Genomic DNA, 13,204 nt, shown 5'->3' with positions numbered 1-13,204 from the left:
GTTCAATCCGTCGACACCGATCTGAGGCGTGGGCATGCATCGATTCAGTTTCACGCAGAAACTCTGGCTGCCGCTCGTCGTCAGCCTGATCGCACTACTTGCCGTATCCGTTTCGGCGGCGTGGCTATCGCGTCAGACGCGCATCGAGGAACGCAAACACGATCTGGTGAACGTGGCGCACGTGGGCCTCAGTATCGTCAACGAATATGCGGCGCTGGCGCAAAGCGGCGCGCTCAGCGAGGCCGACGCGCGCAAGCAGGCGCTCGAACGTCTGCGCGGCATTCGCTACGGCGAAGACGGCTATTTCCTCGTGATCGATTCGACGCCGCGCATGATCATGCATGCGATGAAGCCCGCGCTGAACGGCAAAGAACTCGCCGCGACCGCCGACGCCGACGGCCGCCATCACTACGTGACGTTCGCCGCGGTCGCGCAGGCGCCGCAAGGCGGCTTCGTGGATTACGTGTTCCCGCATCCGCAAGACGCGCCCTCCGCCGCGGTCGGCAAGATCGGCTACGTGGTGCGTTACGCGCCGTGGGACTGGATCATCGCAACCGGCGCTTACGTGGACGATATCGACGCCGCGTTCAGAGAGTCCTTGTATTTCGTCGGCGGCGTGTTCGCGGCCGTCGCGCTGCTGCTGTCCGCGCTGGTGAGTCTCACCAATCGCAGCATTCAGCGCGCCATCGGCGGCGATCCGGTTTATGTGGCTGAGGTGGCCGGCGCGATCAGCAACGGCAATCTCGTCGTGCCGATCCAGATCCGTCACGGCGACGAATCGAGTCTGCTGCTCACCATGCAACGCATGCGCGACGCGCTCGCGCAGACGATCGAACAGATCAAGGGCGCGGCCGACAAAGTGGCGATCGGTGCGCGCGAGATCGCGGGCGGCAACGCGGATTTGTCGGCCCGCACGGAGAGTCAGGCGGCGTCGCTGCAGGAAACCGCCGCGAGCATGGAACAGATGACCGCGATGGTCCGGCAGACGGCGGAGAACGCGCAGACCGCCAGCCGGCTCACGGCGAGCGCGGAGCAGATCGTCAATCGCGGCGGCGAGATGGCGGCCGAGGCAGTGTCGACCATGCAGGAAATGTCGGCGGAGTCGCAGCGCATGGTGGAGATCATCGCGGTGATTGAAGGCATTGCATTTCAGACCAATATCCTCGCGCTCAACGCGGCGGTCGAGGCCGCTCGGGCCGGCGACGAAGGGCGCGGTTTCGCAGTGGTGGCCGGCGAAGTGCGGACCCTGGCGCAGCGCAGCGCGTCGGCGGCGAAAGAGATTCGTACGCTGATCAGCCGCGCGGCGGAAAAGGTCGAGAACGGCGCCGAGTTGGTCGGTAAAACCGGCGCGACGATTCACGACGCGCGCGACGCGATTGCGAAAGTGTCGGGCGTCATGCGCGATATTGCCGCTGCGGCCGCCGAGCAGAGCGCGGGCATCGATCAGGTCGGCGACGCCGTCACGCAGATGGATAGCGTGACGCAGCAGAATGCGGCGCTGGTCGAACAGGCGGCGGCCGTCGCGCAGACGCTCACCGAGCAGGCGAAACTGCTGCAGGTGTCGATCTCCACGTTTCACTTGCGGGACGGTTCGACTGGTGCGTCCGCAGCGCCGACGAATGCGCGAACCGCACGTCGGGATCCACGCGGCCTCGCTACCGCGCTATGAATCGGCATTAAAACGCTGGACATGTCTGCGTCTTTCAACGGATGAGCCGAATATAATCGGTCAGCCTTTGGAGGATCTCATGTGCATCGCATTTCGACATCTTCAGTCAAAGCAGCGCCACGCTAGCCCGTTCCAGTGACGCGGCGGATCGCGTGGCTTCGTCACGTGGTTGTGCGCGCAAGCGTCGGCGCCGTTGGCCTGGTGCTTGGCCTGCATCACGCCATGGCGGCGGACGACGGCACCGTCACGCTATACGGCGTGCTCGACACCAGCGTTGAAATCACCAACCCGGGCTCAGGATGGACGTCGCGTCTCGACTCGGGCGCTTATCGCGGGTCGCGAATCGGGCTGCGTGGCGCCGAGCCGATTGGTGCCGATACCTATGTGGTGTTCGCGCTGGAAAACGGCTTCAGCAGCGCCGACGGCACGCTGCAAACGCCGGGTGTGATATTCAACCGCCAGGCATGGATCGGCTCGCGGGGGCGTTGGGGCGAAGTGCGTTTCGGCCGCCAGTATTCGCCGATCTATATTCCGTTCAAAGGCGATCTCGACGCGTTCGGCGCGGGCACCATCGCGTCCGGGCTCAACAACCTCTCGAAGATCACGCCCTACACGAATAACGCGATCACCTATCTGTCGCCGCAGGTCGGCGGTTTTGACGCAACGGTCATGATGGCGCTGCGCGATGCGTCGGAGAGCGATGGTAACGGCGTCGACGGTTACTACGTGACGGCCCGCTATCAGATCGACAATTTCAAGCTGCTATTCGCGCGTCAGCAGACGCACGGCGCCGCTGCGCTACGCGCCAATCTCGGCGGCGCGAGTTACGCGATCGACAAAGTCCGCGTGTGGCTGTCGTTTTTCAACGGCGATGGCGGCTCGCCGCTGTATCACGGCGCGGGTGGTTCGCTGTCGGCGCAATACCGCTTTTCCGCTGACGTGCGCGCTTCGCTGGGCTATGCGCATGTGCGGGATTTCACGGGAGAAGGCGCGAGCGCCGATCAGTTCAGCGCATCGTTCGAATACAATTTTTCGCGCACGCTGCTGTTTTATTTCACCGCAGCGTATCTCGCGAATCACGACGATGCCAGCTTCACGCTGCGTGGCGTCAACGTGACCGGCTTGCCGGTTGCGTATCCCGGTGCGCCGGTCAAAGGCGTGCAGCTGGGTCTGGTGCAGCGGTTCTGATCGGCGCGAGATCGTCGGTTTTCTATCGCCTGTCTCGCCGTACTCTCGCTCAATGCGCCGCGTGCGCGTGCTGTCGTAATTCACCGGGGATGAACACATGCTCCAGGCCGCCGCCATCGAGCCACTCGCGCGTTTTTCCGGCGGCCCGATCGATCAGACGATCGCATTGCGTGTAATCGTAGGGAGAGATTTCGAGCGGGCAGAGCGGCGGTACGACGAAGATGTCGGCGCGCGTCGAGTAAAACTCCAGATCGCGCACGAGCTGGCGCGCAATCACCAGCGTGAGCGCGTGCATGGCCTGGCCGATCGGACTGGAAGGCGGTGCGCGCAGCGCGCACGCAAAGCCGGCCGGCAGTACCACGATGCGCGTGGCGCCGAGACCGACCGCGACCGAAATGGGCGTGTTGTTGGCGACGCCGCCATCCACCAGATCCACCCCGTCGATCCGCACCGGCGGAAACACGCCGGGAATCGCCGCGCTGGCGAGGACTGCGTCCACCACCGGTCCGGACGAGATCACGACTTCGTTGCCCGACAGCACCTCGGTCGCGACGATATGCAGCGGCAAGGCCGCCTGCTCGATGCGCGCGTAGCGCAGGTTTTTTTCCAGCAGCGCGCGCAGGGCTTTGGCTTCCACCAGATGCGGACGGCGCCGCAACAGAAGGTCGAGCAGCCCGAGCATCGAAAACGGCATGATGTCCTGGCGGCGGATGCGGCACCAGAGCGCTTCCAGTTCCGCGACGCCCTCGGCATTCGGCGTGCCGGCGAAATAGGCGGCATTGATCGCGCCCGCGGAAGCGCCGACGACGCAACCGGGACGCTCGCCGCGATTGAGCAATTCCCGCAGCATGCCGACTTCGATCGCGCCGAGACTACCGCCGCCCGCGAACACGAATGCGGTCAGCGGCGCGCGCGCCGCGCCGGTGGACAGATCGGACTGCGTGGGTTGAATCGATGACATGACGGTCTCCACGACACGCCGGGCGCCTTACCAACGCAACAGGCGCGGCCCCAGCAATGCACCGATGATAGTCGGCACCAGCATGCCGAGCAGGTACCACACGCCCCAGAACGGAATCCCCATCTCGGGACAATGCAGACAATAGGCGAGCGTGGCGGTCGAGCCGGCCAGTAGCCCCCCCGCCGCGCCGGCCAGCGCGAGGCGGGTCGGCGCGAGTCCTTTGAGCGCCCAGAAAATGGCGATGAAGCCCGGCACCGACAGCATCGTGATATTGAACGGGCAGACGCGCCACGTTTTGCCGAACACCAACGCGAGCCGCAAGTCGGTTGGCGCGGACATCAGCACATAGAGTCCAGCCAGCCATACCACGGCCACCGGCATGGCAACCAGCAGACGGCCGCTCGCGCCCAGAGCCGCGCCGGGTCGGGAGAGCCGGGTGGATAGTTGCAGCGCGCCGAGCATCAGGCACAGCGGCAACGCGATCTTCGCCCAGAAGATCGGCGTGGCCGCCACTTCCGCCAGGTCGCGGCGCACGCCGAGCAGCACCGCGACGAGCAGCGTCGCGCCGACCGCGCCGACCAGCACGGCGAGGCTGAAGCGCTTGGCGAGCAGGTGCCGGTCGACCGGCGCGGCGCCCGTTGCAAGCAGGGAAATCAAGTCGTCCGTTTTCATCGCGTTCCTCGAATCTTTGCAGCCAGCGCCTTGAGCCCACGGTGCACGCCGATTTTCACCGCCGATTCCGACAGGCCCGTCATCTGCGCGGTCTCCGACACGGAGAGCCCCTCCAGCTTGACGTGCACGATCGGCAGCCGCTGGCGGTCCGGCAACTGTTCAAGCAGCTTGCCGAGATCGCGCTTGGCCTGCGCCGGCTCCAGATCGGGCGCGGCCAGCAACTCGAAGGCGTCGTCGAGCGGATCGTTCAGCGCGTCGTAACGCGAGCGCGCCCGAAAGTAATCCGTCAGCTTGTAGCGTGCGATCGCGTGAACCCATGCGGTCAGCGGTTCCTCGGGCCGGTAGGTGTGCCGCCCGTTGTGGACCGCCAGCAGTACTTCCTGCACGAGATCTTCGATATCGCCCGGCTGGCTGTGCAAACGCCTCCTCAGAAAACCGCGCAAGTGCGTGCTCAACTCCGACAGGAACCGCCGATACGCCGCTTCGTCGCCATCCATGCCTTTGAGAAGCAGCGCCTGCAGGTGCTTCTCCTTGATTTGCAACGTCGCGTCATCGTTAGTTCGATCCATCGGTCGCTCTGGTTACACAAAGAGTGAAATTTATTTTGCGCAGATTTTACGCTGCCGCGCGCGTGGACCCAAAGCGCCGCGAAACGCAGTCGGCACTGCCTGTGTGAAAATTTTTTCGCGTTGCTGTAACCGGTTGTCGAAAGTCGTCGAATTACCTTCCAGCAAACGCAAGCAAATCCGGCACTGCCTGAACCGCCCGCGCTGCTACCTACCCTGAAACGAAGTCTCTTGAGGAATCCATCATGAACAACCTTAAACTCGCCGCCGCCGCTCTCGCCCTCGCTTCGCTCGCTAGCGGTGCTTTCGCTCAAACCCAACCGGCCGCCGGCGGCGCGATGGAGAAATGCTACGGCGTGGCCATGGCCGGCCACAACGATTGCAAGGCCGGCGCCGGCACGACGTGCGCGGGCACCTCGAAGATGGACTTCCAGGGCAATTCGTGGAAGAACGTGCCGGTCGGCACCTGCACGACGATCAAGACGCCGCACGGCACGGGTTCGCTCTCGCCGATGGAATCGTAATTCGCCGCGCCGCTCGCCGATCATGAAGACGCTAACCCACCTGGGCGCCGGTTTGGGCCTCAAGCCCGACCACTACGCGCAGGCCCACGACTGCAATGCGGAAGGTCTGTGGTTCGAGGTTCATCCCGAGAACTACATGGTCGACGGCGGCCCTCGCCTCGCATGGCTGGACGCGATTCGCAGCCGTCATCCGCTGTCGTTGCATGGTGTGTCGTTGTCGCTGGCGGCGGATAGTGCGCCCGACGCGGCCCATCTGCAAAGACTGAGGGCGTTGGCGGATCGCGTCGAGCCCACGCTGGTCTCGGAGCATCTCGCCTGGTCCACGTGGCGCGGCGCGTATCACCCCGATCTGCTGCCGTTTCCACGCACCCGCGAAGCGCTCGTGCGGATCGCGGACAACATCGCCCGCACTCAGGATGCGCTCGCGCGGCGCATCGCGATTGAAAACCCCACGCATTATCTTCAGCTCGACGGTCATGAAATGGACGAGCTGACGTTTCTCGGCGACCTGTGCCGCACGACAGGGTGCGGTCTGCTGCTCGACGTGAACAACGTTTATATCAGCGCGCACAACCTCGGCTTCGACGCGGCGTCGTATCTCGACGCGGTGCCGGCGGACGCGGTGATGGAAGTTCATCTCGCCGGACATAGCCGCGACACTCACGACGCCACCACGCTGCTGATCGACTCGCACGATGCACCGATCGCCGACGACGTCTGGTCGTTGTACGGCCACCTGATCGAACGGATCGGCGCGAGACGCACGCTGATAGAACGTGACGATCACATTCCGCCGTTCGACGAACTGCTGACGGAACGCGCGATCGCTCAACGTTTATTGACGAGCACGGAGGCGATGGTATGAACCGCTCGCTCAGTCACTTCCAGGATGCATTCGCAGGCGCGCTATACGACGCCGATGCGGCGTCGCCCTTGCTCGCTTCGCTGCTCGCGCAACCGGGCTTCGCGGTGTATCGCAACAACGTCGTGAAGGCTTGCATCGACGCATTGCAAGCGAACTTTCCGAGCGTGGAGCGACTGGTCGGCAGCGACTGGTTTCGCGCGGCCGCGGCGATTTATGTGCGCCGGCAAGCGCCTTCGGACGCGCGGCTGCTGTACTACGGCCACGATTTCCCCACGTTTCTGGACGACTTCGAACCGGCTCGCGAACTGCCTTATCTGGCGAACGTCGCGCGGCTTGATCGCCTGTGGACCGAAACGCACGCGGCCGCGGATGAACCCGGCATCGACGTTGTCTCACTGGCCTGTCTTGCGCCGGAAGCACTCGGGCGGCTGACGCTGCCGTTGCGCGCCGCCGTGCGTTGGCAATGGTTCGCCAACCAGCCAACCTACACGATCTGGCGTTGCAATCGCGAAGCGATCGAGCTGCCGTCGGAACTGGATTGGTCGGGCGAAGGCGCATTGCTGACACGGCCCGAAGGCGCGGTGCAGTGGCGGCCGCTCGGCGCGGGCGGCTGCGCTTTTCTCGACGCGTGCGCGGCTTCGCAGACCCTCGACGCCGCCGCGCAAAACGCGCTCGACGCGCAACCCTCACTCGATTTCATGCAACTTCTCGGCGACCTGATCGCGGCCGGCGCATTCGCTGCGATCGACATTGCCCCTCACTGAACACTTTGACCGACACGGAGATTCACATGGAAGCGATCCAGAACACGGCGCCCAGCGCGCACACCACGTTGCGCGGACGCTGGAACGCGCTAGCCGCGAAGCTGCAAGGTTTGATCAACGACTCGCTGTTGTCGCTGGTGGCGCGCTTCGCGATTGCCGCGATCTTCTTCATGTCGGGACGCACGAAGGTGAGCGGCATTCTCACGTTGACGCCGAGCACGTACGAACTGTTCCGCACCGAATACAAGCTGCCGCTCGTCCCGCCGGAAATCGCCGCGCACATTGCCGCCTATTCGGAGCATCTTTTTCCGTTGCTGCTGGTGCTGGGTCTGTTCTCGCGTTTCTCCGCGTTCGCGCTGCTCGGCATGACGACGGTGATCGAGGTATTCGTTTATCCGGACGCATGGCCGACGCATCTGTCGTGGGCCGGCTTGCTGCTGGTGATCATCGGACGCGGTGCGGGCGTGTTCTCGCTGGACCATAAGTTCGGCATCCGTTAAGGGCAGCGCCGCGCGTGCGCGGCTCTGCTGTTCCCGGTGAGTCAGCACCAACCTTGGTGTTTTGCCTTAATTGACATCCGTTCGTTATTCGTGACAAAGACGCGGAATAGCGGTAACGAACAATCCATTCCCTCTTTTTCCATTGCGGCAGCACGGTTTACCGGCCTATCGGCCGTGGCAATGCCCGCCCTTTGCGCGAATAGCGGATTATTTTCACCAAATTGTTAATTTCAGCGACGCTATGCCGGTGATTTGGTTTGCCTATCGCGCGATCATCTCTTAAATGCGCGGGAAGCTCGATGGCTATTGGCATTGGCAAAGAAAGTGCGGCGGGAATAAAAAAGGCCGACACAGCGTGTCGGCCTAAAGACTCTGGCGTCCGAGGATTGCATGCCAGAACCTGAGAGACGTTTGTCGGTCAATCTTACGATTGACGCAGCGCAATACAGTATTAGTTGCTTTAGCTCGAATGCTGGCGGGGGTTTCCGAAGATTCGTAGCAAACAGGCTGTCTGACTGGACCGCCTTTGGTAGGCGAGATAGTAAACCAAAACGTAGTCATTCAAGCATAAAGCCGCTTATAAATTTTGTCGGTCAGTGCACCCGCAATTGAGTGTCGGGAAATTCTGATAAAAATGTAAGGATTTCCTGAGCCTAATCACTCGGTACTCAGGTGATGCCGGATCGCGTAGCGAATCAGTTCGGAATTATTGTTGAGGCCGAGCTTTTGCATCAGCCGCATTTTGTGAGTGCTGATGGTTTTGGCGCTGAGTGCGAACGTTTCGGCAATGTCGTTAATGCTCTTTCCGGCGGCCAGTGCTTGCAGCACCTGGAATTCGCGGTCGGACAGAATGGCGTGCGGCGGTGTTTCGCCCGTGTGCGTGCCGAAGATCATCGAATCCACCAGCTTCGGATCGATAAAGCGGCCACCTTCGGCGAGCTTGCGAATCGCGGTCAACAGCACCTCCGGGTCGCTGTCTTTCGTGAGGTAGCCGGTGGCGCCTGCGCGCAAAGCGCGCGAGACGACCTGCGCCTCGTTGTGAATGCTCAGCACGAGCACCGGCAGGTTGGCGTACTCCGCCCGCACACGCCGGATCAGATCGATGCCGCTGATGCCCGGCATCGTCATGTCGAGCAGCAGCAGATCGGGACAGCCGGCGCGCAGTTTGTCGAGCACTTCCGCGCCCTCGGCCGCTTCGTCCGCGACGATCATGTCGGCGGTGGTCGCGATGATCTGCTTCAAACCGCCTCGCACGATCGCGTGGTCGTCTGCAATGAGAATTCTGATCATGGGGGATTCCGATTCGTGAGCGGGATATGAATCGAGACGGTCGTGCCCGCGCCCGGCGCGCTCTCGATCTGCAACGTGGCGCCGATCAGCCGCGCACGCTCGCTCATGCCCAGCAGTCCGTACGAGTAGCGGCGGCGCGCGGCGGCCGGGTCGAAACCGCAGCCGTCGTCGCTGATATGAAGGGCTAATGCGTTGTCGCCGCCGGTGAGCGTCACGTCGACGCGCGTGGCCAGCGCGTGCCGCGCGATATTGGTCAGCGACGCCTGCACGATACGGAACACCGCCGTGGCATGCGCGTCCGGCAGCACCGGTTCGCCGCCGCGAATCGCCAGCTTGCACGGCAATTGATTGCGCCGCACGAAGTCGTCGACCAGCCATTCGAGCGCCGACACGACGCCGAAGTTTAGCGCGGCCGGTCGGAGATGACTGGCGACATTTCGTACCATCCAGATGGTCTTTTCGACGAGCTCGCGCATGTCGTCGGTCTTGCGCGCCGCTTCAGAATCGCTGTCCAGACGCATGCGCAGCAACGACACGTCCATTTTTAGCGCGGTCAGCAACTGGCCGAGTTCGTCGTGAATTTCCATCGCGATGCGTTTGCGTTCTTCTTCGCGCACCGCTTCCATATACGCCGACAATTCCCGCAACCGTTCGCGCGATTCGAGCAGTTCCTGTTCGACGCGCTTGCGTTCGGTGATGTCCTGCATCGTGCCGACCAGCGTGAGCGGCTGGCCGAGTCCGCCGCTCGAACATTCCACGTGCAGTTGCACGATCCGCGGCTCGCCGCCGCTCCCGCTCAGACGGCAATCGAGAAACTGCGGCCGCCGGCCGGCGATCACCGCATGCACCGCGTGCCGCACCGCAGCGCGATCGTCGGGATGCAGGGCGGCGCGCAGCGTCCGCAGGTTCGGACGCACGCCGTTCGGTTCGAGGCCGAGAATCCGGTACATCTCATACGACCAGTGCGTCACGCCATCGCTGACGTTCCATGCCCAGTCGCCGAGTTTGGCAAGCCGTTGTGCGTTCGCGAGGCTCGCTTCGCTCGCGCGCAGCATTTCTTCCGTCTGCTTGCGCGCGGTGACGTCGTTGAAGCCGACGTAGATCGCGGGGGCGTCGTCGAAGGTCGCGATGCGGGCGGTGGCGACGGCCCAGAAGCTGGCGCCGGCCGAATCCTTGAACTGGATTTCGGCATTGGTAAAGCCGCCTTCGGCGCGCATCAATGCGATTGTGCGGTCGCGCTCGGTTGGGTCGACGTAAAAATCGGCGATGTAGGTGACGCCGCGCCATTCCTTGTCGAGTGCGAACAGCCAGCGAAACGGCGCGTTCATGTACAGCACGCGGCCGTCGTGCATGGACGTGATGCACAGCGGCACCGGGCTGGTTTCGACGATCGTGCGAAAGCGCGTTTCGCTCGATACCAGCTTGCTTTCGGTCCGTTTGCGTTCGTCGATTTCGATCAGCAGGTTCGCATTCGCGCGTGCAAGCTGGCTGGTCCGGTCCGCGACCCGGATTTCCAGTTCGTCGCGCACCCGCGATAACGCGGCCTGTTCCTCGCGGTGCGCCGCGACCTCGTTCGAGAGCTGCACGTTCTGCGTTCGCAGTTGCTTGTGCAGCGCGCGCAGCGCGAGGTGGGTGCGGATTCGCGCCAGCATTTCGGCAATCTGGAACGGCTTGGTCACGTAGTCGATACCGCCGGCCGAGAAGCCTTCGACGAGATCGTCGGGTTCGCCCAGCGAGGTCATGAAGATCACCGGAATCTCGCGGGTTGCTTCTTCGCGCTTGAGCCGGCGACAGGTTTCGAATCCGTCGATGCCCGGCATCTTCACGTCGAGCAGAATCAGATCGGGCTGCGAAAAATGCGCGCGTTCGAGCGCTTCTTCGCCGTCGAGCGCGATCAGTACGCGAAAGCCTTCATCTTCGAGACTGTCCACCACCACGCCGATGTTGATCGGCGCGTCGTCCACGACCAGGATGGTGGCCGGCTGCGTCAGGTTGGCGTTGGCGTTCATGACGTGCGCCTCCGGTCGAGATGCGCTTCGACGAGCAGGAGAATCGCTTTCGACTGATAGTCTTTGACCAGCCCGCGCAGTTGCGCCGCGAACGGCAGGTTGCGGGCGTCGAGCGCCGTCATCCGGTCGGCCCACGCGGCGATCGCGCGCATGTCGCCGAGACGGGCCAGCCGGTGCAGCGTCTCCATCTCGGCCGTCGACAACGCGGGCGACGGTTCAGGCGGCGGCTCGACCGGTGCGGAGCCCGTGGGCGGCGCGCAGCGCCATTCCAGCGTGAGCAGATCGGCAAGATGCGCTTGCAGCCGGTCGAATTCGACCGGCTTCGGCAGAAACGCATTCGCGCCCGCATGAAGACTGCGTTTTTCGCCGCTCCACGACGGGTTCGCCGACATCGCGATGATCGGAATGTCATGGCAGCCGGGCAGACGCCGCAAGCGGCGCGTCGTTTCGAGGCCGTCCATGTCGGGCATCAGAATGTCCGTCATGACGAGCGACGGCGTCTCCTCGCGCGCCATCGCAATGCCTTCGCGGCCGCCGGCGGCTTCGCGCACCTCAAACCCCAAGTGCCGCAGAAACTCGCTCACCATCGCACGGTTGATGGGTTCGTCGTCGATCACCACCACGGAGCGGCGCGCGCCCGCGTAGCCGATCACACGCCGCGACGGTGTGCCGGGCGCGACACTGCGCGGCGCGGCGGAATCGACCGTGGCGGCCGCCAGATCGAACCAGAACGCGCTGCCATGACCGGGCTCGCTTTCGGCGCGGATTTCGCCGCCCATCGCGCGTACCAGTTGCTGGCTGATCGCAAGGCCAAGGCCGACGCCGCCGGCGCGCCGCGCGGCGCTGCCGGCCTGTTCGAACGGCTCGAAAATGCTGCTCAGTTTGGTCGCCGAAATGCCGATGCCGGTATCGAGCACGCAGAAGCGCACCGCGCCGGAGGGCGCCCGCTCCACGTTCAGGCTGACCTGTCCCGTGTCCGTGAAGCGGAGCGCGTTGGCGAGCAGGTTCAGCAGAACCTGGCGCAAGCGCTGCTCGTCGGCGCGAACCGCACAGGCCAGACCGCGCGCGATTTCGCAGGTGAACTCCAGGCGCTTCTGCTCCGCCTTCACGCCGATGATCTCGCGGATCGTGTCGAGCACCCTCGGCAGCGGCACGTCGGTCATTTCAATGCGCAGCTTGCCGGCCTCGATCCGCGCGAAGTCGAGCGTGTCGTCGATCAGCGCCAGCAGATGTTCGCCGCTGCGGTGAATGGCTTCGACCGCGCCGCGTTGGCGTTCGTTCTGGCTGGCGTCGCGCAGCAAAATCTGCGTATAGCCGAGAATGCCGTTCAACGGCGTGCGCAGTTCGTGGCTCATGTTGGCGAGAAAGGCGCTCTTGGCCCGATTGGCCGCTTCGGCCAGATGCCGCGCCTCGCGCTGCGCGGCGGTGTCGCGTTCCACCAGATACGCCTCGTGCAGCCGCGGCCCCATGTTGTTGAACGCGGCGACCACGCGGTCGAGTTCGTCGGGCCAGCGCGGCTGCGGGCGCGGCAGGGCGAACGGCTGGTGCGCCGAGCGGAAATCGTACTGACCGACCTGCCGCGCGATCGTGGCGAGATGCCGGGTGACGAGGCGCGAGATGATATAGATGGTGAACAGCGCGACGACAAACGTGTAGGCCGCCTGGCTCACCAGAATGACCAGCGCGGTTTGCGTGAGCGCGCGATACAGATTGTCGAGCGTCGCCTGCACGTACAGGCTGCCGATTTTCTGCTGCACGCCGTGAATCCGGTAGAAGATCGGAAATTCGCGGGCTATCACGGCGCCGCTCTCCGGCGTGCCGGCCGTCACCACCAGCGGGGCGGCGCTCGAACCGGTCTCGCGCACTTCGGCGGCGCGCATGTCGGCGAGCCGCAAAATCCCGTTCAACTGCAACTGAAGCTCGGTGCGGTTCAGTTGCCACAGCGCTTCGCCGAGACTGTCGCGATTGCTCCGATCGATATCGGCCAGACGGGTCTCGATCGCTTCGACGCCGCGGCCGTAGTCGCGGTAAAGCTGCAGCGCGGTCAGCAACAGGGTGACCGCGCAACTGAACAGCAGCACGATGGCGAGCAGTCGCAGCACCACGCTATGCCGGAGTCGGCCGGTCGAGGCCAGGAGAGAACTCAAGCTATTGACCACCATAATTCCCCGCAGGTGCTGTGATTCTTGTGTTTGT

At 63.8% G+C, this 13,204-nt stretch carries 12 protein-coding genes; 6 read left to right on the top strand and 6 right to left on the bottom strand.

The window, feature by feature from the left end:
* The first annotated feature begins 34 nt into the window (after window positions 1-34).
* Both HWY05_RS06330 and HWY05_RS06325 read left to right on the top strand, forming a co-directional pair.
* Window positions 35-1,669: a methyl-accepting chemotaxis protein gene (locus HWY05_RS06330; RefSeq protein ID WP_176057722.1), complete on the top strand. Its 1,635-nt coding sequence runs from the start codon at window positions 35-37 to the stop codon at window positions 1,667-1,669.
* Window positions 1,670-1,891: 222 nt separating this feature from the next.
* On the top strand, window positions 1,892-2,857 hold the full coding sequence (locus HWY05_RS06325) for a porin (RefSeq protein WP_051981429.1): 966 nt from the start codon (window positions 1,892-1,894) through the stop codon (window positions 2,855-2,857).
* Window positions 2,858-2,906: 49 nt separating this feature from the next.
* Here HWY05_RS06325 and HWY05_RS06320 read toward each other — a convergent pair whose 3' ends face one another.
* Genes HWY05_RS06320 through HWY05_RS06310 form a run of 3 tightly spaced genes read right to left on the bottom strand, consistent with a single transcriptional unit; the run spans window position 2,907 to window position 5,059 of the window.
* Window positions 2,907-3,818 carry a patatin-like phospholipase family protein gene (locus tag HWY05_RS06320; protein WP_176057721.1) on the bottom strand — a complete coding sequence of 304 codons (912 nt, stop codon included), beginning with the start codon at window positions 3,816-3,818 and terminating at the stop codon, window positions 2,907-2,909.
* 27 nt (window positions 3,819-3,845) lie between these two features.
* Complete coding sequence (locus HWY05_RS06315; protein WP_176057720.1) at window positions 3,846-4,490, bottom strand: DUF1109 domain-containing protein; 645 nt, start codon at window positions 4,488-4,490, stop codon at window positions 3,846-3,848.
* Entirely contained in the window at window positions 4,487-5,059 is a 573-nt protein-coding gene (locus HWY05_RS06310) for a sigma-70 family RNA polymerase sigma factor (RefSeq protein WP_035559663.1), read from the bottom strand. Before HWY05_RS06310 ends, HWY05_RS06315 begins: the two co-directional genes overlap by 4 nt.
* Before the next feature lie 242 nt (window positions 5,060-5,301).
* On the opposite strand from HWY05_RS06310, the gene HWY05_RS06305 reads away from it, so the two are divergent.
* From HWY05_RS06305 to HWY05_RS06290, 4 genes are read left to right on the top strand one after another with little or no spacing between them, the layout of a single operon-like run.
* Window positions 5,302-5,580 carry a DUF2282 domain-containing protein gene (locus tag HWY05_RS06305; RefSeq protein ID WP_035559660.1) on the top strand — a complete coding sequence of 93 codons (279 nt, stop codon included), beginning with the start codon at window positions 5,302-5,304 and terminating at the stop codon, window positions 5,578-5,580.
* A gap of 22 nt (window positions 5,581-5,602) precedes the next feature.
* Window positions 5,603-6,445, top strand: coding sequence for a DUF692 domain-containing protein (locus HWY05_RS06300; RefSeq protein ID WP_176057719.1), 843 nt, complete (start codon window positions 5,603-5,605; stop codon window positions 6,443-6,445).
* Window positions 6,442-7,209 (top strand): DNA-binding domain-containing protein, encoded by a 768-nt coding sequence (locus HWY05_RS06295; protein ID WP_176057718.1) that lies wholly within the window; start codon window positions 6,442-6,444, stop codon window positions 7,207-7,209. The genes HWY05_RS06300 and HWY05_RS06295 overlap by 4 nt, the downstream gene beginning before the upstream one ends.
* Before the next feature lie 26 nt (window positions 7,210-7,235).
* A complete protein-coding gene (locus HWY05_RS06290; protein ID WP_176057717.1) occupies window positions 7,236-7,709 on the top strand; it encodes a DoxX family protein in 474 nt (157 codons plus the stop codon).
* A 657-nt stretch (window positions 7,710-8,366) separates the two neighbouring features.
* Here HWY05_RS06290 and HWY05_RS06285 read toward each other — a convergent pair.
* From HWY05_RS06285 to HWY05_RS06275, 3 genes are read right to left on the bottom strand one after another with little or no spacing between them, the layout of a single operon-like run.
* The gene (locus tag HWY05_RS06285) at window positions 8,367-8,999 is read right to left on the bottom strand and encodes a response regulator transcription factor (RefSeq protein WP_035559649.1); all 633 of its coding nucleotides are present in this window, start codon (window positions 8,997-8,999) and stop codon (window positions 8,367-8,369) included.
* Window positions 8,996-11,008, bottom strand: coding sequence for a response regulator (locus HWY05_RS06280; protein WP_176057716.1), 2,013 nt, complete (start codon window positions 11,006-11,008; stop codon window positions 8,996-8,998). Before HWY05_RS06280 ends, HWY05_RS06285 begins: the two co-directional genes overlap by 4 nt.
* Complete coding sequence (locus HWY05_RS06275) at window positions 11,005-13,155, bottom strand: ATP-binding protein (RefSeq protein WP_244146508.1); 2,151 nt, start codon at window positions 13,153-13,155, stop codon at window positions 11,005-11,007. The genes HWY05_RS06280 and HWY05_RS06275 overlap by 4 nt, the downstream gene beginning before the upstream one ends.
* Window positions 13,156-13,204 lie beyond the last annotated feature (49 nt).

The organism is Paraburkholderia sp. BCC1876 (assembly GCF_902833695.1).
In the GTDB taxonomy this organism is placed as follows: domain Bacteria; phylum Pseudomonadota; class Gammaproteobacteria; order Burkholderiales; family Burkholderiaceae; genus Paraburkholderia.
Note: the sequence above shows the minus strand (reverse complement) of the source record. Positions and strands in the feature narration are given on the sequence as shown.

Excerpts from the sequence above, each read along its gene's own strand:
- HWY05_RS06315 (WP_176057720.1), bottom strand. The coding sequence starts at position 4,490 with ATGAAAACGGACGACTTGATTTCCCTGCTTGCAACGGGCGCCGCGCCG.
- HWY05_RS06285 (WP_035559649.1), bottom strand. The coding sequence starts at position 8,999 with ATGATCAGAATTCTCATTGCAGACGACCACGCGATCGTGCGAGGCGGT.
- HWY05_RS06295 (WP_176057718.1), top strand. The coding sequence starts at position 6,442 with ATGAACCGCTCGCTCAGTCACTTCCAGGATGCATTCGCAGGCGCGCTA.
- HWY05_RS06330 (WP_176057722.1), top strand. The coding sequence starts at position 35 with ATGCATCGATTCAGTTTCACGCAGAAACTCTGGCTGCCGCTCGTCGTC.
- HWY05_RS06320 (WP_176057721.1), bottom strand. The coding sequence starts at position 3,818 with ATGTCATCGATTCAACCCACGCAGTCCGATCTGTCCACCGGCGCGGCG.
- HWY05_RS06310 (WP_035559663.1), bottom strand. The coding sequence starts at position 5,059 with ATGGATCGAACTAACGATGACGCGACGTTGCAAATCAAGGAGAAGCAC.
- HWY05_RS06305 (WP_035559660.1), top strand. The coding sequence starts at position 5,302 with ATGAACAACCTTAAACTCGCCGCCGCCGCTCTCGCCCTCGCTTCGCTC.
- HWY05_RS06280 (WP_176057716.1), bottom strand. The coding sequence starts at position 11,008 with ATGAACGCCAACGCCAACCTGACGCAGCCGGCCACCATCCTGGTCGTG.
- HWY05_RS06325 (WP_051981429.1), top strand. The coding sequence starts at position 1,892 with ATGGCGGCGGACGACGGCACCGTCACGCTATACGGCGTGCTCGACACC.
- HWY05_RS06290 (WP_176057717.1), top strand. The coding sequence starts at position 7,236 with ATGGAAGCGATCCAGAACACGGCGCCCAGCGCGCACACCACGTTGCGC.
- HWY05_RS06300 (WP_176057719.1), top strand. The coding sequence starts at position 5,603 with ATGAAGACGCTAACCCACCTGGGCGCCGGTTTGGGCCTCAAGCCCGAC.